Annotated in this window: 18 protein-coding genes, 1 pseudogene and 2 CRISPR repeat arrays; of the genes and pseudogenes, 7 read left to right on the forward strand and 12 right to left on the reverse strand. The window is 54.5% G+C overall.

The features are described 5' to 3' along the window. Nucleotides 1–42: 42 nt before the first annotated feature. From aat to N037_RS03470, 4 genes are all read left to right on the forward strand, one after another. Nucleotides 43–747 (forward strand): leucyl/phenylalanyl-tRNA--protein transferase, encoded by a 705-nt coding sequence (aat, locus tag N037_RS03455; protein WP_032638976.1) that lies wholly within the window; start codon nt 43–45, stop codon nt 745–747. Between the two features lie 284 nt (nt 748–1,031). Beyond that, nucleotides 1,032–1,250 (forward strand): translation initiation factor IF-1, encoded by a 219-nt coding sequence (gene infA / locus N037_RS03460; protein ID WP_002211347.1) that lies wholly within the window; start codon nt 1,032–1,034, stop codon nt 1,248–1,250. Between the two features lie 173 nt (nt 1,251–1,423). Further along, a CRISPR array of direct repeats spans nt 1,424–2,052; the repeat unit is 28 nt; unit sequence TTTCTAAGCTGCCTGTACGGCAGTGCAC. A 236-nt stretch (nt 2,053–2,288) separates the two neighbouring features. Next, nucleotides 2,289–2,732, forward strand: a complete 444-nt coding sequence (gene parS, locus N037_RS03465; protein ID WP_023337017.1) for a type II RES/Xre toxin-antitoxin system antitoxin — start codon at nt 2,289–2,291, stop codon at nt 2,730–2,732. Continuing rightward, nucleotides 2,729–3,202: an RES family NAD+ phosphorylase gene (locus tag N037_RS03470; RefSeq protein ID WP_032638978.1), complete on the forward strand. Its 474-nt coding sequence runs from the start codon at nt 2,729–2,731 to the stop codon at nt 3,200–3,202. Before parS ends, N037_RS03470 begins: the two co-directional genes overlap by 4 nt. 21 nt (nt 3,203–3,223) lie before the next feature. Here N037_RS03470 and cas6f read toward each other — a convergent pair whose 3' ends face one another. From cas6f to clpS, 9 genes and pseudogenes are all read right to left on the reverse strand, one after another. After that, on the reverse strand, nt 3,224–3,778 hold the full coding sequence (gene cas6f / locus N037_RS03475) for a type I-F CRISPR-associated endoribonuclease Cas6/Csy4 (protein ID WP_032638980.1): 555 nt from the start codon (nt 3,776–3,778) through the stop codon (nt 3,224–3,226). A gap of 9 nt (nt 3,779–3,787) precedes the next feature. Further along, nucleotides 3,788–4,786, reverse strand: a complete 999-nt coding sequence (gene csy3, locus N037_RS03480) for a type I-F CRISPR-associated protein Csy3 (protein ID WP_032638982.1) — start codon at nt 4,784–4,786, stop codon at nt 3,788–3,790. A gap of 13 nt (nt 4,787–4,799) precedes the next feature. Beyond that, nucleotides 4,800–5,735, reverse strand: coding sequence for a type I-F CRISPR-associated protein Csy2 (csy2, locus tag N037_RS03485; RefSeq protein WP_032638984.1), 936 nt, complete (start codon nt 5,733–5,735; stop codon nt 4,800–4,802). Continuing rightward, nucleotides 5,732–7,039 carry a type I-F CRISPR-associated protein Csy1 gene (gene csy1, locus N037_RS03490; protein WP_032638986.1) on the reverse strand — a complete coding sequence of 436 codons (1,308 nt, stop codon included), beginning with the start codon at nt 7,037–7,039 and terminating at the stop codon, nt 5,732–5,734. Before csy1 ends, csy2 begins: the two co-directional genes overlap by 4 nt. Nucleotides 7,040–7,055: 16 nt before the next feature. Continuing rightward, nucleotides 7,056–10,286 (reverse strand): annotated as a pseudogene (gene cas3f / locus N037_RS03495) (type I-F CRISPR-associated helicase Cas3f). Next, nucleotides 10,283–11,266: a type I-F CRISPR-associated endonuclease Cas1f gene (gene cas1f / locus N037_RS03500; protein ID WP_032638988.1), complete on the reverse strand. Its 984-nt coding sequence runs from the start codon at nt 11,264–11,266 to the stop codon at nt 10,283–10,285. The pseudogene cas3f and the gene cas1f overlap by 4 nt, the downstream one beginning before the upstream one ends. Before the next feature lie 334 nt (nt 11,267–11,600). Beyond that, a CRISPR array of direct repeats spans nt 11,601–12,772; the repeat unit is 28 nt; unit sequence TTTCTAAGCTGCCTGTACGGCAGTGAAC. 177 nt (nt 12,773–12,949) lie between these two features. After that, on the reverse strand, nt 12,950–13,387 hold the full coding sequence (locus N037_RS03505; protein ID WP_032638990.1) for a hypothetical protein: 438 nt from the start codon (nt 13,385–13,387) through the stop codon (nt 12,950–12,952). Between the two features lie 485 nt (nt 13,388–13,872). Further along, on the reverse strand, nt 13,873–16,152 hold the full coding sequence (clpA, locus tag N037_RS03510) for an ATP-dependent Clp protease ATP-binding subunit ClpA (RefSeq protein WP_023335109.1): 2,280 nt from the start codon (nt 16,150–16,152) through the stop codon (nt 13,873–13,875). A gap of 27 nt (nt 16,153–16,179) precedes the next feature. After that, nucleotides 16,180–16,500, reverse strand: coding sequence for an ATP-dependent Clp protease adapter ClpS (clpS, locus tag N037_RS03515; protein WP_006174393.1), 321 nt, complete (start codon nt 16,498–16,500; stop codon nt 16,180–16,182). A 267-nt stretch (nt 16,501–16,767) separates the two neighbouring features. On the opposite strand from clpS, the gene cspD reads away from it, so the two are divergent. Then, nucleotides 16,768–16,989, forward strand: coding sequence for a cold shock-like protein CspD (gene cspD, locus N037_RS03520; RefSeq protein WP_006809408.1), 222 nt, complete (start codon nt 16,768–16,770; stop codon nt 16,987–16,989). A 70-nt stretch (nt 16,990–17,059) separates the two neighbouring features. Here the strand turns inward: cspD and macB are convergent, their stop codons facing one another. Together macB and macA are read right to left on the reverse strand one after the other, a co-directional pair. Then, the gene (gene macB / locus N037_RS03525) at nt 17,060–19,000 is read right to left on the reverse strand and encodes a macrolide ABC transporter ATP-binding protein/permease MacB (RefSeq protein WP_032638992.1); all 1,941 of its coding nucleotides are present in this window, start codon (nt 18,998–19,000) and stop codon (nt 17,060–17,062) included. Continuing rightward, nucleotides 18,997–20,112 carry a macrolide transporter subunit MacA gene (gene macA / locus N037_RS03530; protein ID WP_032638994.1) on the reverse strand — a complete coding sequence of 372 codons (1,116 nt, stop codon included), beginning with the start codon at nt 20,110–20,112 and terminating at the stop codon, nt 18,997–18,999. The genes macB and macA overlap by 4 nt, the downstream gene beginning before the upstream one ends. A gap of 159 nt (nt 20,113–20,271) precedes the next feature. Between macA and N037_RS03535 the strand changes: the two genes are divergently transcribed. After that, nucleotides 20,272–21,228 (forward strand): VirK/YbjX family protein, encoded by a 957-nt coding sequence (locus N037_RS03535; RefSeq protein WP_032638996.1) that lies wholly within the window; start codon nt 20,272–20,274, stop codon nt 21,226–21,228. Here N037_RS03535 and N037_RS03540 read toward each other — a convergent pair. Then, nucleotides 21,225–22,883, reverse strand: coding sequence for an ATP-dependent endonuclease (locus tag N037_RS03540; RefSeq protein ID WP_032638998.1), 1,659 nt, complete (start codon nt 22,881–22,883; stop codon nt 21,225–21,227). The genes N037_RS03535 and N037_RS03540 overlap by 4 nt on opposite strands. Nucleotides 22,884–23,174: 291 nt before the next feature. Between N037_RS03540 and aqpZ the strand changes: the two genes are divergently transcribed. Further along, nucleotides 23,175–23,870, forward strand: a complete 696-nt coding sequence (gene aqpZ, locus N037_RS03545; RefSeq protein ID WP_023335104.1) for an aquaporin Z — start codon at nt 23,175–23,177, stop codon at nt 23,868–23,870. The last annotated feature ends 149 nt before the right edge of the window (nt 23,871–24,019 follow it).

The raw sequence follows: 24,019 nt of genomic DNA on the forward strand, positions 1-24,019 counted from the left end.
ATATTTGTAGCGTCCTCACTCGCGTACTGGAGTTTTGCTGTCATGCGCCTGGTCCAGCTTTCTCGTCATAACATCGCGTTCCCTTCTCCGGAAGGGGCGCTGCGTGAGCCCAACGGGCTGCTGGCCCTTGGCGGTGACCTCAGTCCCGCTCGATTATTAATGGCGTATCAGCGCGGTATTTTCCCCTGGTTTTCTCCCGGCGATCCGATTTTATGGTGGTCCCCCGATCCGCGTGCCGTGCTGTGGCCAGCGCAGTTTCACGCGAGCCGCAGCATGAGGCGTTTCCATGCGAAATCACCCTACCGCGTCACCCTCAATCACGCCTTTGGTCAGGTTATTGAAGGCTGTGCCGAAGACCGCTATGAAGGGACATGGATAACCCGCGATATCATTACCGCCTACCACCAGCTTCATGAGCTTGGCTACGCCCACTCCATCGAGGTGTGGCAAGGCGGAGCGCTCGTCGGCGGCATGTACGGCGTGGCGCAAGGGACGCTGTTTTGCGGCGAGTCGATGTTCTCTCGTGCGGTTAACGCCTCGAAAACCGCGCTGCTGGTCTTCTGCGAGGCGTTTGCCCAGCGCGGCGGACGCCTGATCGATTGTCAGGTGCTCAACGAGCATACCGCCTCCCTGGGTGCCGTTGAAATTCCACGACGCCAGTACATCGAACAGCTGGATGCCAGCCGTCAGGAGAAGCTCCCGCGCGACTTCTGGATACCGAGAACGCTCTTTATGCCCAATGCCTAAATGTTTTCCGCATATTTTTTGTGAGGGTGTTATAATTATGCCGCAGAGTAGCTTCTGCCTGTTGCCCCGCCGCCGTTTGGGACCCTCGCTTCAGATAACGTCCTGACGTTTATCCTGTTGTCTCCCCTTTACGAATGCGCTTCCTGTTCGGTTGTACCGTGACGCTTGGGCAATGCGCCGAAACTGTTTTGCTGCGTTTTAATCGCGCAATTCTTTACTTAATTGATGAATTTCGGCATTATCTTGCCGGTTCAAAACTTGGTAGTGATACCCCAGAGGATTAGATGGCCAAAGAAGACAATATTGAAATGCAGGGTACCGTACTTGATACGTTGCCTAATACCATGTTTCGCGTAGAGCTGGAAAACGGTCACGTGGTAACTGCGCACATCTCCGGTAAAATGCGCAAAAACTACATCCGCATTTTGACGGGCGACAAAGTGACTGTTGAACTGACCCCGTACGACCTGAGCAAAGGCCGCATTGTCTTCCGTAGTCGCTAATTGTTTTCGCCTGTAATGGCAGATGAATATTAAATAAGGCCGGGATTTTCCCGGCCTTATTTTTTTTGTGGTGCAGTTGATTATTTGAACAATTATTTGGCCGTTCGTTTCAGCTTTAGGGCTATCTGTTAGACAGTGTGGAGAGTAAGGGGGATGAGACCTTATTTTCTATTTTGCTAAGCTGCCTGTACGGCAGTGCACATCGGTGAAGGCGGCATACCAGAGATTTACCATTTCTAAGCTGCCTGTGCGGCAGTGCACCTGATTGAGCGCTGGGGGCCACTCAAGATGATTTTCTAAGCTGCCTGTGCGGCAGTGCACCAGAAACGCCGAAAGCGGCAAGGTTACCCTGATTTCTAAGCTGCCTGTACGGCAGTGCACGACGAAATCGCCAACCGCCTCGGCCTGCGTCTTTTCTAAGCTGCCTGTACGGCAGTGCACTTCGGTTCAACCATTCTTCTCTATCTCCTTCATTTCTAAGCTGCCTGTACGGCAGTGCACCTGACGTCGTCGCGTGTTTTGGTGACGTCAAATTTCTAAGCTGCCTGTACGGCAGTGCACTCCATGGGTTATCGCGTGCTGGCCGCGAAGCTTTTCTAAGCTGCCTGTACGGCAGTGCACAGTTGACGCGGTTATTGGTCGAGGTGTTGTTAGTTTCTAAGCTGCCTGTACGGCAGTGCACCCGAAAAGTCTACATAGGGATGGTACATGAAGTTTCTAAGCTGCCTGTACGGCAGTGCACAGGAAGGCCAGGCTTATCCCCATAAAAAAAAGTTTCTAAGCTGCCTGTACGGCAGTGCACTGGAATAATATCCCCACACCATCATGATTTTCATACAAAAAAAGCTAAAAACCCCTCTTTTACCCTCTTTTTTACCCACCAAAATATTCATTTAAAATCAATACATTAAAAATACACTAAAAATTAGGGTCAAACGGCCTTCTTCTCATCACCTCCTGCATACAAAACACTCATTTCACTCCCCCTGACAAATGGCTATACTTACACATGACAAATGACATGAATCCGGAGGTAACATGAGAACATGGATCCCCGCGCAGAAACCTGCCGATAACGCGCTTTGGCGGTACGCCGGTTTACCTGCAAACAGGGGTATGCGGCTGATTGAATTTCTCAATCAGGGCTTACCCGTCAGCGTCCTCGACAACATTCATGAGTGGACGGCAATGTCGAAAGCGGACATTTTGCGCGTCACCGGGATTAACGAACGTAACGTGGCCCGCCGTAAAAGCGCGGGACGGACGCTGACGCCGGATGAAAGCGAACGCGTGGCACGTTTCGTTCGGGTGCTGGATGCTGCCGTCGACTATTTTGGCAGTAAAGAAGAGGCATGGAACTGGCTGCAGGCACCGGTACGCGGGCTTGGGAATGTTGCGCCTGTCGATCTTATCGCTACGGAAACCGGTGCTCTGGAAGTCACCGACCTGATTGGTCGACTCGAACATGGCGTATTCGCATGATTTTTTATCGACTGGTAACGGGACGCTATGCCAGCGAAGCGTGGAGCGGAAGTGGTGCAAATCAGTATGGCGGACGGTGGAACCATAAAGGCCATCCAGCTGTTTATGTGTCCACCTCCATTTCACTGGCCTCACTGGAGATTTTGGTGCACGTTCGAAAGGATAGCGTGTTGAATCAGTACCAGCTTTTCAGCATTGATATCCCGGATGACCAGATTGATTACCTGGATAAAGCATGGCTACCCGAGGACTGGCAGGAAAATCCGGCGCCGGTATCAACGATGGATCTGGGAACCGGATGGTTACAGGCTAACAGTGCCCTCGCGCTCATCTTACCTTCCTGCATCATTCCTTATGAAAACAATGCCATCCTTAATCCCTTACATCCGGCATTCCACGCGGCGCTCAATTCAGTTCAGCAGCTGCCCTTTATTTTTGACACCCGACTGGCTGAAAAAACCGCACCCTGAACGCGGATGCGGTTATGCTTCTCAGAACCAGGGAACCGTCGCCGCCGCGCTGAGTCCGTAGGTCGTAAACATCCCGGAGACAGGCGCAGAGAGCAAATCACCATGGCGAATGAAGAGCTTAAAAGACTGACCCGTTGAGAGACTGCGCAGGTTAAGCCAGGGCAAATCCGTCCTCGCCTCCTGCATCGTCAGAAGACGTTGTTGCGCCTCCTCCTCCGTTAGCCATCCTTTTTTCACCGAACGTCGCATAAGCCTCTGCGCGCTGCTTTTCACCTGGACGCGGCTCACGCAGCGCCACTGGTTGACGACCGGAACGGGCTGGATGGCTGAGGACATGCAGTAGTCGCTCAATCCTTTTCGCCATAGGAGTGATTCGAGTTCGCTTAACGCCGTTTGAGTACCGTGCAGGCGTAACACCGCGCCGGGCTTAATGCCATGTGCAGGGAAGCTGATACCAATATCGCCCTGCCCCCGCTGGCCCAACGCACGATGCAGTTTAGCCATCAGCGCGGCCATCAGCATCTCCTCGCTGAACTCCGGGTCAGGCAGGACGCGGATCTCAAGATAGTGATCCATAATCACTCCTTACTCGCCCTTCTCACCGAAGACACCGCCGCGGATCAGGACGGCCATCACGTAATGCTGCTGTTCAACGTCAGGCTTTTGACCTTTCGTCACCCAGTTATCCAGCAAGGTGTAGAAATCCATTTTCTCTTTCGGCTGACGACAAGCCACACCGCGACTGGTGACTGAGCCGTACGGCTCAACGGCGATAGCGCCCAGCGCGTCTACCTGAGGGTGCCAGGTATCGATAGTTCGAATGGCATTCCCGATTTTCTGCGAGTGCATGCCCGCAACGCTGTCTACCTGATACAACAGACGGCTCTTGCTGCTGTTGCTGTCCAGGACCAGTTCCTGTGACGGGAAGATCTCCTGCCCGGCACCGAGCAGCACCTGCGCCTCTACATTCAGCAACACAAAACCTTCACCGCTCAGCCCTTTTTCGATTTCCTGTGCCAGCGTAATGAGTTGCTCATCGCTGGCAGAAAAATCTCGCAGCACATAATTGTACGCATCAAACGTCCAGGACTTACTGCCCGTTACGGTCACGATAATTTTTTCTGCGCCGACGCGGTTGCGCCATAAAAAACGACCGTTCGCCAGATTGGTTGCATATCGACGAGCCAGTTCGGCAAAACCGTGTTCACTGATATAGCCATCGATAACCTGCTGAAGTTCATCCTGATAGGCGCGGTCATTACACACAGAAGGCGTCGCCAGGTTACCCAGCACGCGCAGGGTAAATTTCACCTTCAGGGTGTCTGCATCGGCAGGCAGCGCCGCCACATCTACACGCTGCAGGTTCGCTTTCTGGATTTCAGCATCCAGTTTCGCCGGATCGTTGGTAAGCGCATTTTTCAGACGGTTAGAAATGGTGCCGCGTACCGCTTTTTCCTGAATCCGAATCGGTTGCCAGTTCTCTCCCTCCCAGCGTCCTGAATACATCACCGCATCCGAAGTTGCCAGTTTACGTTCAAATGCCAGTACGGATGCCGTTTTAACGGCAGTTGGAGCCTTTGCCATAGATAAGTCCTTTTTAATTAAGATGTTCAGATGTCACCGGCGCGCCCGCGCCCTGACAGTAGTAGCCTGTTTCTGTCGTGCGATAGCGCCAGAAAATTTCTTCCAGTGACCGAATCCGGTGCAGGCCGCACCATTCGCCCACGCCATACACTGCTTCAGTAAACGCGAAGGGCGTTTCCGCATCGCGCGCGTTTGCTACGACGCCGGGAGCGTAGAGTTCAGAGATGCGCTGGTAGCCGGTCATTAATGGCACCAGATAACCGGGATTGGGTTTGGGAACAACGTGCCAGTTGGCCGGTTCACCTTCGCGGATGTTGCCGTCTTCCGGCGTTTCGGCCTGTATTTTTAGAGCAGCAAAATCCAGCCAGGCGTCAAGCAGCGTGGCGTTAGGGTCGTTTTCAAGAAGCCTTTGATGATGTTCGCCCAGCCAGCCGCTGCGATCGCGCAGGGCAAAGCCCGGCATCAGTTGCCACTGTAATCGACCCATCTCCTGAGCGCTGGCAGGCATCGCCATAACCGAAATATCCTGGATATCAACGATGATTCCCCCCGCCAGTCGGAGCGTCGGGCACACCTGAGACAGAAACTCGGCGAGGTCGCGCTGCCCGTATTCACCGTTGGGGATTTCCCCGTGACACTCGAGCAGCAGCGAAACCGTCATATGCATGCGCCCCTCTTCATTAAAGGAGGCCGTTTTCGCTTCACGGGTAAGAGGATTGCGGGTCAGGGCAAACTGATAATCACGGCCAGACGTGTGCGCGTGGATCTGGTGCTCATGGCTGATCACGGCACAGCCATCAATGCGTAGCTCGTGCGTTTCGACCAGACGGCGAGACAGCGCATGGGAAAATCCCAGGAAATGAGTAATGGCGGGAAAACCGTAAGTCAGGCCAGCAATCGCGTTGGCGTTCTCGACTCTGATACGGCGAAGCAGGATCAGTGAACTCATTTCAGCGCCTCCTGGATAATTTTTTCCATTTCGCGGAGGTTGGAGCGTAAATGTTCACGGGTTTGCCACTCACGCTCTTCCACCTTTCCAATATCCTTCAACCCTTTTCGCAACCGTGTATTCAGCCACAAGGCAAAATCCTCTGCGACTCCAGCCTGCCAGTCGTCTTTATCCCGCTCGAGACGAAAAGCTTCATCGGTTTTTGTGCGCCAGGGATCGAGCCAGAGTTGTTGATGACTGGCTAATCGAGGGCACAAGATTGTCCAGTTTTGCCACGTATCGCGCTGCAATTCCGACGCCACAACAAACAGCAGGTCGATAAGCGCATCAATGTATTCATCACGTGCTTCGCGAATACGGACGTTGGTGTAATTACCGGTTCTTGCCAATAAAGAAACAAGCAATTGAACAGTGCTGTTCGCACGCCGATCAAACTGACCACCTGATGTGAAAATGGAGCGCAACGCCGTCGGCGGCTTTTCTGTCCTTCTCCACTGTGGCGGCTGACAGGAAAGCAGCCAGCTACGCCCGCCGCGGACACTGTTAAGATAAGAAATGTTTTGCGGTTTGGTGCCACCGAAATGTATTTCTGCTGAATCAGGGAAAAGCGTCAACGGAGTGGGATGCCAGGTTCTCTCGCGGCGCGCTTTCCAGATGGCTTTAACATTGTCACCAAAACGGAAAGCAATCAGCTTCTGATGCATGGCGTGAACAAGTGAGGTGGCAAACAGCGGACTTAACAGATGATAACCATCACCTACTGGAAAATAATTTTGTTTGGCATACTTATGTAGCGCTAAGTCTTCGTTTAACGCTCTGGAAAAGCCTTCAATCCATAGTGCCAGAAGTGCTGGCTCATTGGTAAAACAACTTAAGGGACGAGCGTCCTTTCGTTGTAGAAAACTTAATAGCGAAGTCCCCTCAATGTTGGTCAAAAATAAAATAGCCAAATCAAATGCAGCCGCATTTCTAACAACATCTAGCGTTAGTTCGTCGACAGCAGAAGTATTGAAGTACCCGTCGGTTACATTTGTATTTATCCGATAACTACTTCCTTTATTTTCCCCATGTGAATATTTCGCAGCATGAGTTACCGGAAGAAAGATCTGCCATGCTCGCTTCGCGGCATCCGTCAGCCACGCTTTCGGCTCATAGCGAAGTTCTATATCCCGGCGTTCTGCCGCAAGCGTTGCGCTATCTGTATCGCTGCGCTTTGCGGCCTCTTTATCAAATGCTTCCAGCTTTGTTTGCCGTCGTCCGGCAATGTACTCAGCGATGAAAGCGCTCAGTGCTTCAACTGACATACTCGCTCCTGGCTCTTTATAGATATTCCCTGAACACACCCAATATCGGGTGATACAGCCATTGCTCTGTTTCCTCCTCCCTGCTGACTCTTAACGTCATTTCGCCATACCGTCGCGACACCGCGTCCAGCTCCATCTGCTTCGTCTCGGCCAGCGCCTCTAATACCTCGGCATAATCAATGGCAACCCACGGCTCTACGCCGTCTGCCATGGATAACGCCTGTTCGCAAAATCCTCCCGCAGGTTTTAACACCCCGTTTTCCTGCATCAGGCAAAACTCAGGTTCATCGCCTTCTTCTTCCATACTCAAAAAGAAAGTGTCCTGCGGCGACGAGCGGCGAAACGGTGTACGTCTCTGAAGCTCGCCGTTCCACGTCAGCGGCAGCCGCCACCACGATGCGGCCACCACATCTGACTTATCGCCCCCGCCCAGCAGCGCAGCACGCAAACGGGCATGCTCCAGCGCCGCCAGCGTATTGTCGGGCAGGTTTTCAACGATGCGCGGGATCGCATTCAGCGTGCGGTAGCCCTCTTTACTGAGCAGTTCATGGAGATCGTGGTGAGGCAGAAGATGATGTTCGGTTTCAAAACCGGGTCGGCAATAGGCGATCTTTTCTCCGCGAAGCGCGCGGACGTTGCGTTCCAGAATCACCAGGTTTTCGCTCTCAGGCACGATCTGACGATGCCGCTGAATGCGTCCCGCAAACTGAATAAGCGAACGCATCGAGCTCGGCTCGATAATCCCCCAGTCGGCATCAAAATCGCGCCCGACTTCGAGAACGGATGTTCCGAGCACGACAAAAAGATGATGCTGTTCCGGCGACGTCAGCGCCTGCTTAACGTCAGGCAACTCCCAGACCCGCTCCGGTTTGTGCCGCGTGAACGCGGTATCGAGTCGTTTTTCAATCGCCGCACGCACCGCCAGCGGGTGCTGGCTGTGGTACACGCAATAATGAATACGGTAATTGTCGGGAGAAGGTAATGCCATCAGCGCCTGCGCGACGGCAACCAGCGGGTTGATGTTCGCCATCCGCACCAGACCAAACGACACGGTTTTGCCGCTTTTATGGGTACTACGGTGATGACCGTGCAGCGCCAACATTTGCTGGTGCAGCGTCTGCGCCAGCGCAGAGACAACATCAGCATTGCGGGAAGCGTGCGCCTCCACGGCGGCCAGTTTACCCAGGCGAAGCCGCGGCTGGTTAGGCAGACGTTTAATCCGCTGCCTGACAAAATCGCCATGCGCCTGACGAAATTGAGCATCGTCTGCAACATCCTGCGACTGTGCGCCATACTCATCAAACCAGGCGCAGCAGATACTCATCGGTCTGTCCGACTGGCCGCACGCAGCCTGCCAGGCTTTACGCCCTTCCCGATAGGCTTCAAACAGCGCTTCCGTTAGCGCGGGGGGCAGCGTTGCTGAGGAAAGCAGCACGCGAGAGCCGAGCATTCCCGCCCAGTTCACCAGCCGACAAAGGGCGTGCAAATCATCAACGTCAAAATCGTCAGGCTCATCAAGGACCAGATCGCTGGTCAACAGACGCAGCATGGCAGGGATCTGCCTGCCGCCGCGCACGCCTTCCGTTGCAGGCATCAGGTGATCGATGGTTGTCACCAGCACCGGGGCACTGACCAGGCGATTGAGCGCCGGTTCTTTCGCCAGCCACTGCTGGGCAATACCGCTACTGGTCGCCCCTTCGTAATGCACGTAGTGATGGCTGGCGAAGAACGTTTCGTCGCTGGCGCTGCTGGTATCTTCAGCGTCATTACCCTGATATAACTCCTTCACTGCAGCGGCACCGGTCACCACGGCCAGCGTGTCGTCATCCAGACCCAGGCGCGACTGCAAAGCCTGGCCCGTCTGCAGCGTCAGCGTGCGTAACCCCAGCGCCACGCTAAAACGACACCCAGCCTGCTCATCTGCCAGCGCGTACATAATCCGGGCGTTAGCAAAGGTTTTACCGCATCCGGTCGAGGCCATATTGATGCCGAAGAAGCCCTGTTCGACACTCTTCTCGCGCACTGCAGACGCAACGTCCCACGCCTTGTTTTGCCAGTGAAAACGCTCTTCTTTCGCCCTTTCCCGGAACGTTTTATGCCGGGCGATGGCGGGTAATGAACGGTGCAATGCCGGAAGAGAACGCCCCATCAACAGCGCCAGATGCGCGACGCCGACATTGTGCTCATCCAGCTTTTGCCTGAGCTGCCCGGACTGGCGGTCGCTGTTGGCCCAGCACTGAAAGGCATCATCCTGCCACCCGGCATACGCGGGTTGAGAGGAGTAAACGTGATCGGCCAACATCAGCGACAGGCGAGCAAGATGAAGGGTAAAAAGATTATCCAGCGATCCCGCCTGAAGCAGTGCGGACAGGTTCCGGATGCGTTTACCTATCTGCCGGGCCTTCTCGCGCCAGGTTTTACTTTTTAGCGGCGTACCGTGCGGGAATTACCAGACATTTTTAAAATCACGCTCTTTCCACTGATGTTTTTCGGTGGATTTATGGTTAAGCGAGTTCCAGTCTGCGTTCAGCTGTTTCTCAAACCAGCCTTCACAATAGATCAGTTGAGGGCGTGTCGAATGCGACTGCGGTAAACGGTGATGCGACAACATCAGCCATATCACCACTTTTGCCAGAGGCGGGAGTTTGCCCAAAAGGCTGCAGTTCTTGTCCGTATCCATCTTCAGCGCTTTCAGCATGGCCTTTTCGTCAGCGGCTTTTAGCTGAGTGAGGGACGCCAGCCACTGTTCATCGGTTTGCTCCCCTACAAACGCCTCGAACAGACGAACCGAGATCCACTCATGGCGATACGGCTGACAAAGGTGCTGACTTTCACCCTTAAGCGTCTGCTGGAAGCACAACCCCGCTTTACCAAAATCATGAAACAGCCCGGCAATTGCCGCCAGCAGGGCGATGCTTTCCGCACTTTGCCAGCGGTGTTCACTGTCATTGCGAATAACTTGTAGGGTCGTGCGATTTGTTGGCACGCGTCCCTGCGCGTTAAAGCGACGCAAATTCCCGACTATCCACAGCAGCTCGGTTTGACCGTTTTTTTTCAGCCAGTGGCAGGCCACGGCGGTGTTACGACGTGCCGTTTTACGCAACAGCTTGCGCAGCGTGATAGCACCTTCCATCGTTATCGTCGTCTGCCATGCCGCGTCCCCCGTACGCTCTGCGAACTGATCGATAATCTGACAGCTTTGCTCGCGCGCACGTTTGGTACATCGGGAGATAATCAGCACATTCATTTTGCGACGCCCGCCAGCGAGTACGAAGTTTCCTGCAAGGTGGTAATCATCACATCCAGCGCATCAGCCTGTTGAAACGCGTTGATGCAGCGCTGACGAAACTGTTGATTATCCTCACCCTCCATCGCCGCAATAAAGGCCTGCGGCATAACGAGGGCGTCTTTGATTAAATCGGCAATATCAAAAACCAGCCCGCCGCGTCGGGTTTTACCGTGCATGACGGCCAGACCATGAGGAATGCCCGTCACCCAGGCCGCGACAGCCGCCAGCCCGTAGGCCAGATAGTTGCCCTGATCGAGAAAACGGTTCGCCATATCCGCCCCACCGCCCCGTTTGGCACGTGAGAAGGTGCCGTAGCCCACCGTCTGGCTGGCCAGCTTGTAGAGTGATTTTGTGAGCTGTGCTTCCTGGAGCATCAGCGACGTATGATCCTGCGCGTTTTCCATACCTTGCTTCGCACGCTCAAGAATAGTTTCCAGCGCGTCCCGATCGGGCTGAAAAGACGTTTCTCGCTGCATCCGCAGCCCTGCCCACTGTTTTTCGATTTGCTGTAAACGAATAAGCTGAAACTGCTTTGCCGCCTGCAGACGTTTTGCTTCATCAAACCAGAATGAGACCCAGTTTTGTAAATACGCCGTCGGACGATATTCGCTTTGCGGGCTGAGCCATGAGACGTCGATATCCACCTCGTTCGCTGAATAAAGCGGCGTGCCGTCCGTTCCGCAAAAACCGACCATTACCCCTGCCCGCGCAAACTCCCGCATCGCCATTTGCGTAACGGATGTTCCCATTCCCAGCATCACCGCTGTGGTATTAGCGATGGGAATATTCCAGTAAAATGACTCTTTTCCTGCCTGGGTGACATATTCAACGCGCCCACCATTTACCTGGATGCGACATTTCTCCAGGTAATAAATGTTGGCGCGTTTTGAATGCAGGATGGTTTTTAAATCTGTAGGGGTGATGCTGTTTACGGACATGGCAAGGGCTTTTATTTCAAGGTGTTGAATGCACGGTATGTTATCGGAGATAAGATGAAAACAAATGTGACGGGTATCAAATGAAGAGTAATTGCCGTGATAATAAAGCGAAAAATTACTTTTTCATTTAATGCATTATTTTTACGAAAAATATATTGGTTAGAATATAATTTGTGCGTGAATAGATTTTTTATTTATTGTGAAAAATAGAGGGTGCGAGTTTGATGGTATTAAGGTTTAAATAGATAAGATGAATGTTTTAGAAGGGTAGTTTTAGTTGTGCTGCCTGTGCGGCAGTGAACCATGCTCCCCACCGAGCCAGCGCAGCTGTCTCTTTCTAAACTGCCTGTCCGGCAGTGAGAAGGGTAACGAGCTTGAGTTTGCTTCCCCTCCTTTTCTAAGCTGCCTGCACGGCAGTGAACGCTACATCAACAGGTAATTTCGCCTGTTCCCATTTCTAAGCTGCCTATACGGCAGTGAACTGGATGCTACTGCCAGCAGCACCGCAGCAGGATTTCTAAGCTGCCTGTACGGCAGTGAACGAAACAATTATCGTCGAACATGTACGCTTCGTGTTTCTAAGCTGCCTGTACGGCAGTGAACCAGCGATTCTTTCAAAAGCCGGTACTATTGAATTTCTAAGCTGCCTGTACGGCAGTGAACGGAAGGAGACAATGCCCTTAGGCCTGATTTCATTTCTAAGCTGCCTGTACGGCAGTGAACTTTACCCTCGTCTTTACATTCGCGGGATGGGCTTTTCTAAGCTGCCTGTACGGCAGTGAACATAGGGCTGTATCCATCCTTAGCCAGCTTGTCTTTCTAAGCTGCCTGTACGGCAGTGAACATTTAATATTACATTTGTTTAATACTTCTATTTTTCTAAGCTGCCTGTACGGCAGTGAACTTAATAAAACTATGGCAGTTGGAGGTGATTTATTTCTAAGCTGCCTGTACGGCAGTGAACGTTCCCAGAGCCGTAGAACTTGGCCTTTTGCATTTCTAAGCTGCCTGTACGGCAGTGAACCTATTGTGCACGGTGATTTCAGGGATGACACATTTCTAAGCTGCCTGTACGGCAGTGAACTTGATCACCACACTCCACACTATCCGATGTATGGTTTCTAAGCTGCCTGTACGGCAGTGAACGTGATATTGCTGATTATTTTGGTATTCCTACTTTTCTAAGCTGCCTGTACGGCAGTGAACAATTATCTGCACCTAATGGCGGATGGAAATATTTTCTAAGCTGCCTGTACGGCAGTGAACAACAACATCGTGATTTCTCTTTACATACTATCTTTCTAAGCTGCCTGTACGGCAGTGAACTTGTCACAAAGAACGGGCGCGCGAAGAAGGTTTTTCTAAGCTGCCTGTACGGCAGTGAACGAAGTGGGCTTGATTGACCAGCTGCTGAAGGATTTCTAAGCTGCCTGTACGGCAGTGAACGGATCCTCGCCGTGCACACCGGGTTGCGCCATTTTCTAAGCTGCCTGTACGGCAGTGAACTGGAATGAAACAACGCCATCTTATTGTTAGCAAACAAAATAATCAACTTTTACGCATAAAACCCTTTTTTCTGGAACGTAAATCCGCACCATATAAATCAATATGTTACGTAAGCATCAGAAAAAAGGGTATAAACCAATGGCGTCAGAGTAACGCCCCTGACGCCTTGGATTGCACTCAGGAAATAATGTGAATTACCGTTTCTGCACGTTGAGGCGCAACGACATCTGCGGCCATCGAATGCGCAATGTCATGCAGCAACCCCGTCAGGTGCGGCAACATATCGCGGTCAAAATGCGACACCAGCAGCACATGGTTTAACGCGCGGCAGTAGTCGCATTTCGTTTCTGTATCTTCCAGCAACCACTCTTGTTGTCGCGGTTGTTCCGCTTCATCCTCAAATTCCACCACCTGAAAATCACGCATTGATTCTGTGAGGCCGGATTTCACCTCTTCCAGCCAGGCTCCGAGACAACGGCAAACGGGCTGCGTTTGCGGGAGTGATTTGCAGTCGAGAAGAATTTCTGTGAGCAGTTTGCAGCGCTCGGCAAGGGTTGGGAGATCGGGGTTGAGAGAGAGTTCGCTGTAGAGCAGTGAAAAATTGTTATGTTCCATTTGGTTATGACTCCGTGTGAAATGATGAGATCTCCACCCGAACGCCAACTCAGGTGGCAGACTGAACCGGTTTGGCGTACCGACCCACACGGGAAAATCGGCGCTTCAAAAGAAGCCCCGGTTCAGCCCACCATAATTGAGTCTGCGGATTATATCGCTAGCTTTCAAAAGTGTGAACGAACCTGATGATAGTTGACGCATCAACATCATTTCTCGCGTGTAATCAGGACGCCAATCCCGGTACCTGATTTTGCAGGTGCGCCGCCATTTTATTACTGTGGATTTATCCAGCAACTGACTTCGAAAGAAACTGGAAAGTGCCTCGCAAAATTCCTCTGCGGTCTGTTGCCCTCACCCCAACCCTCTCCCACAGGGAGAGGGAGAAAACACTAAAAACGACAACACTGTTGTCGTTTTGCTTTTACCTTGGCAGGCATAAAAAAACCGGGCAAAAGCCCGGTTTTTAACATTAACGTTCAACTCACTCAGTGAGCCGCTTCCGGCTTGTGCTTCGCCGCACTCTGGAAATCGTACGTCAGTTCGTTCTTCGCCTGGTCCAGCGCCACGGTCACCTGGCCGCCGTCCACCAGCGAGCCAAACAGCAGCTCGTTCGCCAGCGGTTTCTTCAGGTTGTCCTGAATCACGCGCGCCATCGGACGGGCACCCATCGCTCGGTCGTAGCCTTTCTCGGCCAGCCAGTTGCGGGCCTCCTGGCTCACTTCCAGCGACACGCCTTTCTGATCCAGCTGAACCTGCAGCTCGACGATGAACTTGTCCACTACCTGATGGATCACGTCGGTAGAGAGGTGATCGAACCAGATAATGTTGTCCAGACGGTTGCGGAACTCCGGCGTGAAGATCTTCTTGATCTCCTCCATCGCATCGGTGCTGTTATCCTGGTGGATAAGGCCGATGGATTTACGCTCGGTTTCACGCACACCGGCGTTGGTGGTCATCACCAGCACCACGTTGCGGAAGTCCGCCTTGCGCCCGTTGTTGTCAGTCAGCGTCCCGTTGTCCATCACCTGCAGCAGGATGTTGAACACGTCCGGGTGTGCCTTCTCGATTTCATCGAGCAGCAGGACCGCGTGCGGATGCTTGATCACCGCGTCGGTGAGGAGGCCGCCCTGGTCAAAGCCCACGTATCCCGGAGGCGCACCAATCAAACGGCTGACGGTGTGACGCTCCATATACTCGGACATATCAAAGCGCAGCAGCTCAATGCCCAGCGCTTTGGAGAGCTGAACCGTCACCTCGGTTTTCCCTACGCCGGTCGGGCCAGCGAACAGGAAGGAACCGACAGGCTTGTGGTCATGCCCCAGCCCGGCGCGGGCCATCTTGATCGCTTCGGTTAAGGCCTCAATGGCTTTATCCTGACCAAAGACCAGCATTTTCAGGCGATTGCCGAGAGTGCGCAGCGTGTCGCGGTCGCTCTGAGAAACACTCTTCTCAGGGATACGCGCGATGCGGGCCACCACGGACTCAATATCCGCCACGTTAACGGTTTTCTTACGCTTGCTGGCCGGCATCAGGCGCGCACGCGCCCCTGCCTCGTCAATCACGTCAATCGCCTTATCCGGCAGATGACGGTCGTTGATGTATTTCACCGCCAGCTCCACCGCCGCACGGACCGCTTTCGCGGTGTAACGCACATCGTGGTGCGCTTCGTACTTCGGTTTCAGGCCGTTGATGATCTGCACCGTTTCCTCGACGGACGGCTCGGTCACGTCGATTTTCTGGAAGCGGCGCGCCAACGCACGGTCTTTCTCAAAGATGTTGCTGAACTCCTGGTAGGTCGTGGAGCCAATCACGCGGATCTTGCCGCTGGAGAGCAGCGGTTTGATCAGGTTCGCGGCATCCACCTGGCCACCGGAGGCCGCACCTGCGCCGATGATGGTGTGGATCTCATCGATAAACAGAATGCTGTTGGTGTCCTGCTCCAGCTGTTTTAACAGCGCCTTAAAGCGTTTTTCAAAATCACCGCGGTATTTCGTACCCGCCAGCAGTGAGCCGATATCCAGCGAGTAGATGGTGCAGTCGGCAATCACTTCCGGCACGTCGCCCTGCACAATGCGCCAGGCAAGCCCTTCGGCAATCGCGGTTTTACCCACGCCTGACTCACCCACCAGCAGCGGATTGTTCTTGCGGCGACGGCACAGTACCTGGATCGCACGCTCCAGCTCTTTATCGCGACCAATCAGCGGGTCGATACCGCCAACGCGAGCAAGCTGGTTAAGGTTGGTGGTGAAGTTTTCCATACGATCCTCCCCGCCTGCTTGCTCTTCATTGTTATTGACCTGATTGCTGGAATCCGATGCCTGGTTAGGCTCGTCTTTGCGCGTTCCGTGAGAAATAAAGTTAACCACGTCGAGGCGGCTGACTTCGTGTTTGCGCAGCAGGTAGGCAGCCTGTGACTCCTGCTCGCTGAAGATGGCGACTAAGACGTTTGCGCCAGTCACTTCGCTACGTCCGGAAGACTGGACGTGGAATACCGCGCGCTGCAGCACGCGCTGGAAGCTGAGCGTCGGCTGCGTGTCGCGCTCTTCTTCACTGGCTGGCAGCACCGGTGTGGTTTGTTCGATGAAGGCTTCGAGTTCCTGACGTAGCGCTACCAGATCCACGGAGCAGGCTTCCAGCGCTTCGCGGGCAGATGGGTTGCTAAGCAGTGCGAGCAGTAAATGCTCGACGGTCATAAACTCATGTCGGTGCTCACGCGCTCTGGCGAAAGCCATGTTTAAACTGAGTTCCAGTTCTTGATTGAGCATAGGCACCTCCCCCAATTTTATGCCTTATCAGGCTTTTTCCAGCGTACACAGCAACGGATGCTCGTTCTCCCTCGCATAGTCGTTCACCATCGCCACTTTGGTTTCCGCCACTTCGGCTGTGAAGATGCCGCAGATAGCTTTGCCACGATAATGAACGGTAAGCATCAGTTGCGTTGCACGTTCTACATCATAAGAAAAGAACTTTTGTAGCACGTCAATAACAAATTCCATCGGCGTGTAATCATCGTTCATTAACATAACTTTATACATAGATGGCGGTTTTAGCGCGTCGCGCACTTTATCTTCCGCCAGCTGGTCAAAATCCAGCCAATCGTTGGTCTTACCCATTATGCATAACCACTTTGAATCTACCTCAGATGTTAGATAACAATCATCTATTACTGTCATCCGCGATGTCTGTCACAAACTATTGCAATAGCGTTAACTGCTTCAAACTTTGGTTGATTATTGTCCCATCTCCAGCGCCAAACGCTTGACGACTTCTTTCGTTTCTCTAAATTGTACAAGCGTGAGATGGCGAGGTTTTGAACAGCCCCCACTCCACCACCGGTTCATTCCATCTTAACTTATAAGATTTACGAAGGATGTCGAAGCATGGAAATGGGTACTGTTAAGTGGTTCAACAACGCCAAAGGGTTTGGCTTCATCTGCCCCGAAGGCGGCGGCGAGGATATCTTCGCTCACTATTCCACCATTCAGATGGATGGTTACAGAACGCTCAAAGCCGGGCAATCCGTCCGGTTCGATGTACATCAGGGACCAAAAGGCAATCATGCAAGCCTAATCGTACCCGTTGAAGCAGAGACGGTTGCATAGCTCTCTGTTTTATTGTGTACATCCCGCAGTCAAAATGCCAGCCCGATCGGCTGGCATTTTTATTTTCGGGTTATTCCCGTGCCAGCGCGTCCACCGGATCCAGCCGCGCCGCGTTGCGGGCGGGCAACCAGCCAAACAGAATGCCGGTAAAGGTCGAACACAAAAATGCGGTAATAATGGCAACCGGCGAGAAGCCAATCTCCCAGCCGGGTAAAAAGAGCTGGAGCGCAAACGCGATCATCATCGAGAGCGCAATGCCCATCGCCCCGCCGACCAGACACACCAGCACGGCTTCAATCAAAAACTGCTGCAGCACGTCGCTGGCACGGGCCCCGACCGCCATGCGGATGCCAATCTCCCGGGTACGCTCGGTGACCGACACCAGCATGATGTTCATCACCCCGATGCCGCCGACGACCAGCGAGATCACCGCCACCAGCGTGAGGAACAGCTGAAGAGTACGTGTGGTCTTTTCCGCCGTTTTCAAGAGGCCGTCCATATTCCAGGTGAAGAAATCTTTCTTCCCGTGGCGCAGGGTTAACAGCCGCTCAAGCTGCTGTTCGGCCAGCGCGCTGTCGTAGCCCTCCTTCACGCGCACGGTGATGGAGTTGAGCCAGGACTGCCCCATAATCCGCCCTGAGATGGTGGTATAGGGCAGCCAGACGCGCAGTATCTTGCTGCTGCCAAACATCGACTGCTTCTCTTCCGCCACGCCGATGACCGTGGCAGGCATGTTGCCGACCAGGATCACCTCGCCCACCACGCTGGCTTTGTTGGGGAAGAGCTGCCTGCGCGAGTTCGCGTCCAGCACCACCACCTGCGCCCTGCCCGCCAGCTGCTCGGCGTTAAAGGTCGCGCCTTCGCTGAAGGTCATGCCGTAAACGTTGAAGTAGTCTCCGCTCACGCCGTTAGCGCTGGCGGCCACGTCAACGTTGCCCACGCGCAGACGCAGGTTCTGCGAAACCGCAGGCGTGGCGGAGTTCACCCACGGCTGCTTCTGAATCGCCGCCAGATCGTCGTATTTCAGCGCCTGCTGATACTGCGGCTCGTCGTCGCCAAAGTCTTTGCCGGGATAGACGTCAATGGTATTAGTGCCGATGGCGCGGATATCCGCCAGCACCAGCTGCTTGGCCGCGTCGCCCACCACCACAATCGACACCACCGAGGCGATACCGATAATGATGCCGAGCATCGTCAACAGGGTACGCATTTTGTTGGCCGCCATCGCCAGCCAGGCCATGGTCAGCGCCTCGCGAAAGCCGCTGGAGAACTGCCCCCAGCCGGTTGAAGCCGGTAGCACTTCTTTCGGCGCCGCAGCCCTGGACTCACGCGGCGGCGGATTGCTGACCAGCTCGCCGTCGAGGATCTCAATAATACGTTCCGCCTGCGCCGCCACCTGCGGATCGTGGGTAACAATAATCACCGTGTGCCCCTGATCGCGCAGCTGGTGCAGGATTGCCATCACCTCTTCGCCGGAATGGCTGTCGAGCGCGCCGGTCGGTTCATCGGCGAGGATCACCTGCCCGCCGTTCATCAGGGCACGGGCAATACTCACGCGCTGCTGCTGGCCGCCGGACAGCTGCGAGGGCTGGTACTCCACCCGCTCCGCCAGCCCCAGACGCGTCAGCAGCATCTGCGCGCGCTCAAGGCGCTTTTTACGCTCAACGCCCGCATACACCGCAGGCACTTCCACGTTCTGGGCCGCGTTAAGGTGAGAAAGCAGATGGTAACGCTGGAAGATAAAGCCGAAATGTTCCCGGCGCAGCCTCGCCAGCGCGTCGCCGTCCAGCGTGGAGATATCCGTCCCGGCCACGCGATAGGTCCCGCTGGTGGGTTTATCCAGACAGCCGAGAATGTTCATCAGCGTCGATTTACCGGAACCCGATGCCCCGACAATGGCCACCATCTCGCCCGCCTCCACGCGCAGGGAGATGCCCTTCAGCACCTCCACCGGGCCGTCTCCGGACGGATAGCTGCGACGAATGTTATTCAGCTCAAGCAGCGCCGTCATTTGGCGGCTCCGGGCAGGCTTTCGCTGACAACAACCTCCTCGCCCTCTTCCAGCCCTTTCACCACCACCACGTCGGTGTCGTTGCGCGCGCCGATCACGACCTCGCGCTCGCGCGTTTCGCCGTTGCGCAGCACTTTCACTTTATAACGGCTATCCCCGGCGGATTCACCCAGCGCAGAGAGCGGGATGGTCAGCACGTTCTTCACGCCGGTCAGCTGGATATGCACCTGCGCGGTCATATCCAGACGCAGCACGCCCTGCGGGTTTGGCACCTCAAAGCGGGCATAGTAGAAGATAGCGTCGTTCACTTTTTCCGGCGTCGGCAGAATATCTTTCAGCACGCCTTCGTAGCGCGTCTGCGGGTCGCCCAGCACCGTAAACCAGGCGTTCTGCCCCGGCTTAAGATGGATCACATCCGCCTCTGAGACCTGGGCTTTGACCAGCATGGTGCTCATGTCAGCCAGCGTCAGAATATTTGGCGCCTGCTGCGCGGCAATCACCGTCTGGCCCTGCAGCGTGGTGATCTGGGTCACTTCGCCCGCCATCGGCGCGACGATTTTGGTGTAGTCAAGGTTGGTTTTCGCCGTATCCAGCGAGGCCTGATTGCGTTTGATCTGCGCGTCAATCGTGCCGATCTGCGCCTGTTTCACCGCCAGTTCAGTGGTGGCGGTATCTAAATCTTGTTTCGAAATAGCCTGAGTTTTGGCCAGCGCCTGCTGACGGGTCAGCGTCACCTGGGCCAGGTTACGTTCTGCCAACGCCTGCGCACGCTGCGCGCGCAGCTCCATCAGCGTGGCTTCCACCTCGCGGATCTGGTTCTCAGCCTGCTCAGGATCGATAACCCCGAGCAGCTGGCCTTTTTTCACCTTGTCGCCAATCTCAACCGACAGCGTTTTCAGCTGGCCGCTGACCTGAGCGCCGACGTCAACCTCGCGCAGCGCGTCAAGCTTGCCCGTCGCGAGGACGTTTTGCTGCAGTTCGCCAGGGCGAACTATCAGCGTCTGATACTGTGGCACCGGCGCATTCAGCACCTGCCATAGCCAGTATCCACCGGCTAAAACCACGACCGCCAGCAGCAGAAACAGCGTTCTGCGTTTTCCCTTGAGGTTCATAAATATTCCAAATAAATGTTCTGGCAATGATAAGTGTTGATTCTAACTAAACGACTCTTCAACGAAAGCCCTGTTCTCCGAAATCGTCCTAATTTGTTTACGAGATGTTGACATTTCCCCTGCTGAAATAGCGATATTCCAAAAGGATCAGGATCTACCATGTCTTCTATCGTCGATACATCCCTTTCAAACCTGCCCCAGCCAACATCCGGCTGGCAGCTCTTCAAAAACCTGGCTTTCGGGGAGATTACGCCCGGGCTGGCATGGGAAAAAACCGCCTACCGACGTAAGTTCATGCTGCGCTCACTGGCGACACCGCTCAGCACCGCGCGCCTGCTGTCTGAGCTTGCAAAACATCCACACCTGATGCAAATGCTCCAGGTTCAGCCGGGACTGCCCTGCCGCCTTCATCGTCCGTGGTTGACGGTCAATATGGATCGACAGCGTGCGCTGGAATCACTGTCCTGGCACTATCAGATGATGTGTCGTCAGCTGCCGGCGACGCTGACTCATGGTTACCTTTCAAAGCAGGGCGTGACCCTGCTGACCTTAACCGGAAAAGATGAACAGCAATTTACCGTCCGTCTGTGTGCCGACGCGTTTATGGATAAAGAGGGAGAAGCTACCCTCGTTTTCTGTGACAGTCAAAATACGGCGCTGGCGGAGATGACCTTTACGCTATGCCCGTTTGAGGGAAAATCGACGCTGTTCATTGGCGGTTTGCAGGGCGCAAAAGCGCATGTTCCCCATGAGCTGATCCAGAGTGCGACGAAAGCCTGCCATGGTCTTTTCCCGAAACGTCTGCTGGTCGAGGCCGCGATGACGCTCGGCGCCGCGTTCCCGGTAGAGCAAATTGTCGCCGTCAGTAACGATACCCATATTTATCGCAGCTGGCGCTACCGCAAGAAAAAAGAGGGCAAACTGTTGGCCGACTACGACAGTTTCTGGCTCTCCATCGGCGGTGAAAAGCAGGACAACGGTAACTTTATGCTGCCGCTCGTCATGCCGCGTAAACCGATGGAAGAGATCGCCAGCAAAAAACGCGCCGAATATCGCCGCCGCTACGCGCTGCTGGATAGCCTGATTCAGCAGGTGAAACAGGCGACCCAACGCTAATCCGCTTTCCCGCGTGCCAGCCACAGCACGCGGGAGAACATCTTCCGCAGCAGCGTCGGTACTGCCTCCACGCCCCGCCTACCCGCTTCCGTCGCCACTTCAATGGCTAAATCCGGTTTTGACGAACGATGAATGGCTTTGGCGATCACGCGCCGCATGTTCATCGGAACATCGACCGGCACCATGGCAATTCGGTGGAAGACGTCGTCGAACCCCTGACGATACATAAAGTGTTCCATGTCCATCGCAGGGAGCATGGTTAAATGGTCGCGTTCTTCCTCTCGCTCGTTATTCAGCAGGCTTCGCACGGTTGAGGCATATTTTTTGCCCGCCTCATCACCGTCTACCAGCACGTGCCACTCGATCCCCATCCGACGCGCAAATTTTATCAGCGGCTTTAATCCCGACTGGGCGAATTCAATCACCTTAATGCCTTCCGCATCAAAATGGTGGCCGCACTGGCGCGCCAGTTCGTTGATGACCCAGGTTTCCGTTTCCCCCTCCACCAGCAGCCAGCAGCGGGCAAAGAGCGACGACGCCCGGTTAAAGCGAATATGAAACGCGATGCGCCGCCCGTCTTCCGCGCTCAAACCGCCCGGCCCAAGCCGGAAAGCGGAGACGCGGGAGGATTCACGCACCAGGCGACAGACGTGCTCTACCGGCGTCAGTGATAATAACTCCCCGGAATTGGTGGTCGTAATACGCTGGAGCGGCAGCAGATTCAGCAGATGCCACGCCACGGAGAGCATGATGGGATGCAGGCGCGTTTCCGGGTCTTCCACCAGCAGCAGCGGCCGGGCGTCCCGGTCAAGACGAACGGTGCCTTTAGCCTGCAAAAGCGTTGAAAACAGCCCCAGCAAAATCACCCGATGGGTACGGCCGCCGGGCCGGTCGATCATCCGGTTAATGATGTCGAGATAGCGCCAGCTTCGCTGCTCATCATGAGAACGGCGGCGCATCAGGCGATGGCGTGACTCCGAGGTTCCCTGCTCGGAAAAATAGTGCTCCAGGAGCTGTACCATCGCGGACAACCCCTGACGGATTTGACCATCGGTCAGATTCTGCGGGCGCGACACCAGCTCTCTGGCCAGAAAATCCAGCTCGCGGGCGGTGACTTCCACTTCCGGCATATTCGGTACGGTACCGTTACGAATGCGCCGCATAAAACGCGCATCGCGCAGGCGTAACACCGGCGTCAGGCGGATCAGGTGGCGGGCCAGATCGTCGATATTGTCCAGCGGGATCGGGTTGGCTTTTTCATCGAGAAACTCACGCAGGGTGAGAACCCCCTCGTTCTCCGCCATCTCCCCTTCCAGCCGGTAGAAAATCCGGTGGAAACCGTCATCGCACGGCACCCAGCAGGGTGACAGCGGGCGGAAGCGACGCACGCGGTGACGTCCCGGCTCGGATTCGCGGAACGTCAGGATGATATGCAGGTGCTTCTCGCGCCCCGTCACGTCACCGGGCGGAAACCAGAAATCGTCGCGGACGAAGTGATACAGATCGTCTTCGGGCGAAAGCAGTAGCGTCAATGCATCCAGCAGGCTGGACTTACCCCACGCGTTCTCGCCGATCAGGACGTTGTTCTGCTCCAGCTGCAGCGACAGGCGGTTAATACCGCGAAACCCGACAATTTCCACACGTTCGAGAAGCATAAATCCCCCGACAAATGATCACTTTTTCCTTTAAGTTATCAGCAGTATAGCGGCAGGAACCCAGGCACGACAGCACAACATTCATCCTTGCGAGAATTGGTCTATGCTCTATTTACCGCTGATTTGAACAAGGATTGACATCACATTGCCTTAAATCAAATTAATCGAATTTATTTAAGTGGCGAAGGGGTGTTGTTGGTTTCTAAAATACAGGCTCTTTGAGTCGTCATCCCTTTATGGCGAAATATCCCGTGCGCGGGAATGCGCGCGGATAATTATTTTGAGGTGGTTATGTTTAGAAAATTAGCGGCAGAATGCTTTGGTACATTCTGGCTGGTATTTGGTGGCTGCGGTAGCGCCGTTCTGGCTGCAGCATTCCCGGAATTGGGCATTGGTTTTGTCGGCGTCGCGCTGGCGTTTGGTTTAACCGTATTAACCATGGCGTTTGCCGTGGGGCATATTTCCGGCGGTCATTTTAACCCGGCAGTGACGTTAGGTTTATGGGCGGGCGGGCGTTTCCCCGCTAAAGACGTCATTGGCTACATTGTGGCGCAGGTGGTTGGCGGTATTATCGCAGCAGGCGTTCTGTACGTGATTGCCAGCGGTAAAGCCGGGTTCGACGCCGCAGCCAGCGGCTTTGCCTCTAACGGCTTCGGTGAACACTCTCCGGGCGGCTACTCCATGCTGTCTGCCATCGTGATTGAAATTGTGCTGACCGCCGGCTTCCTGCTGGTGATCCACGGCGCAACGGACAAACACGCGCCGGCCGGTTTTGCCCCGATTGCCATTGGTCTGGCGCTGACGCTAATTCACCTGATCTCGATTCCGGTCACCAACACCTCCGTTAACCCGGCACGCAGCACCGCCGTCGCCATCTTCCAGGGCGGCTGGGCGCTTCAACAGCTCTGGCTGTTCTGGGTGATGCCAATTATTGGCGGTATCCTGGGCGGCGTGCTGTACCGCACCTTGCTGGAAAAACGCGATTAATTGCGCTCGGTGTCGGGTGGCGCTAACGCTTACCCGACCTACGTGAGAATGCACTTTGTAGGCCGGGTAAGCGTTAGCGCCACCCGGCTTTCTTTTGCCGCTTTACTGAACAGCCTTTATTGGGTAGTGTCTCTGGCGCTCAACAGATA

It is taken from the genome of Enterobacter sp. EGD-HP1, assembly GCF_000733275.2.
Taxonomy (GTDB): domain Bacteria; phylum Pseudomonadota; class Gammaproteobacteria; order Enterobacterales; family Enterobacteriaceae; genus Enterobacter.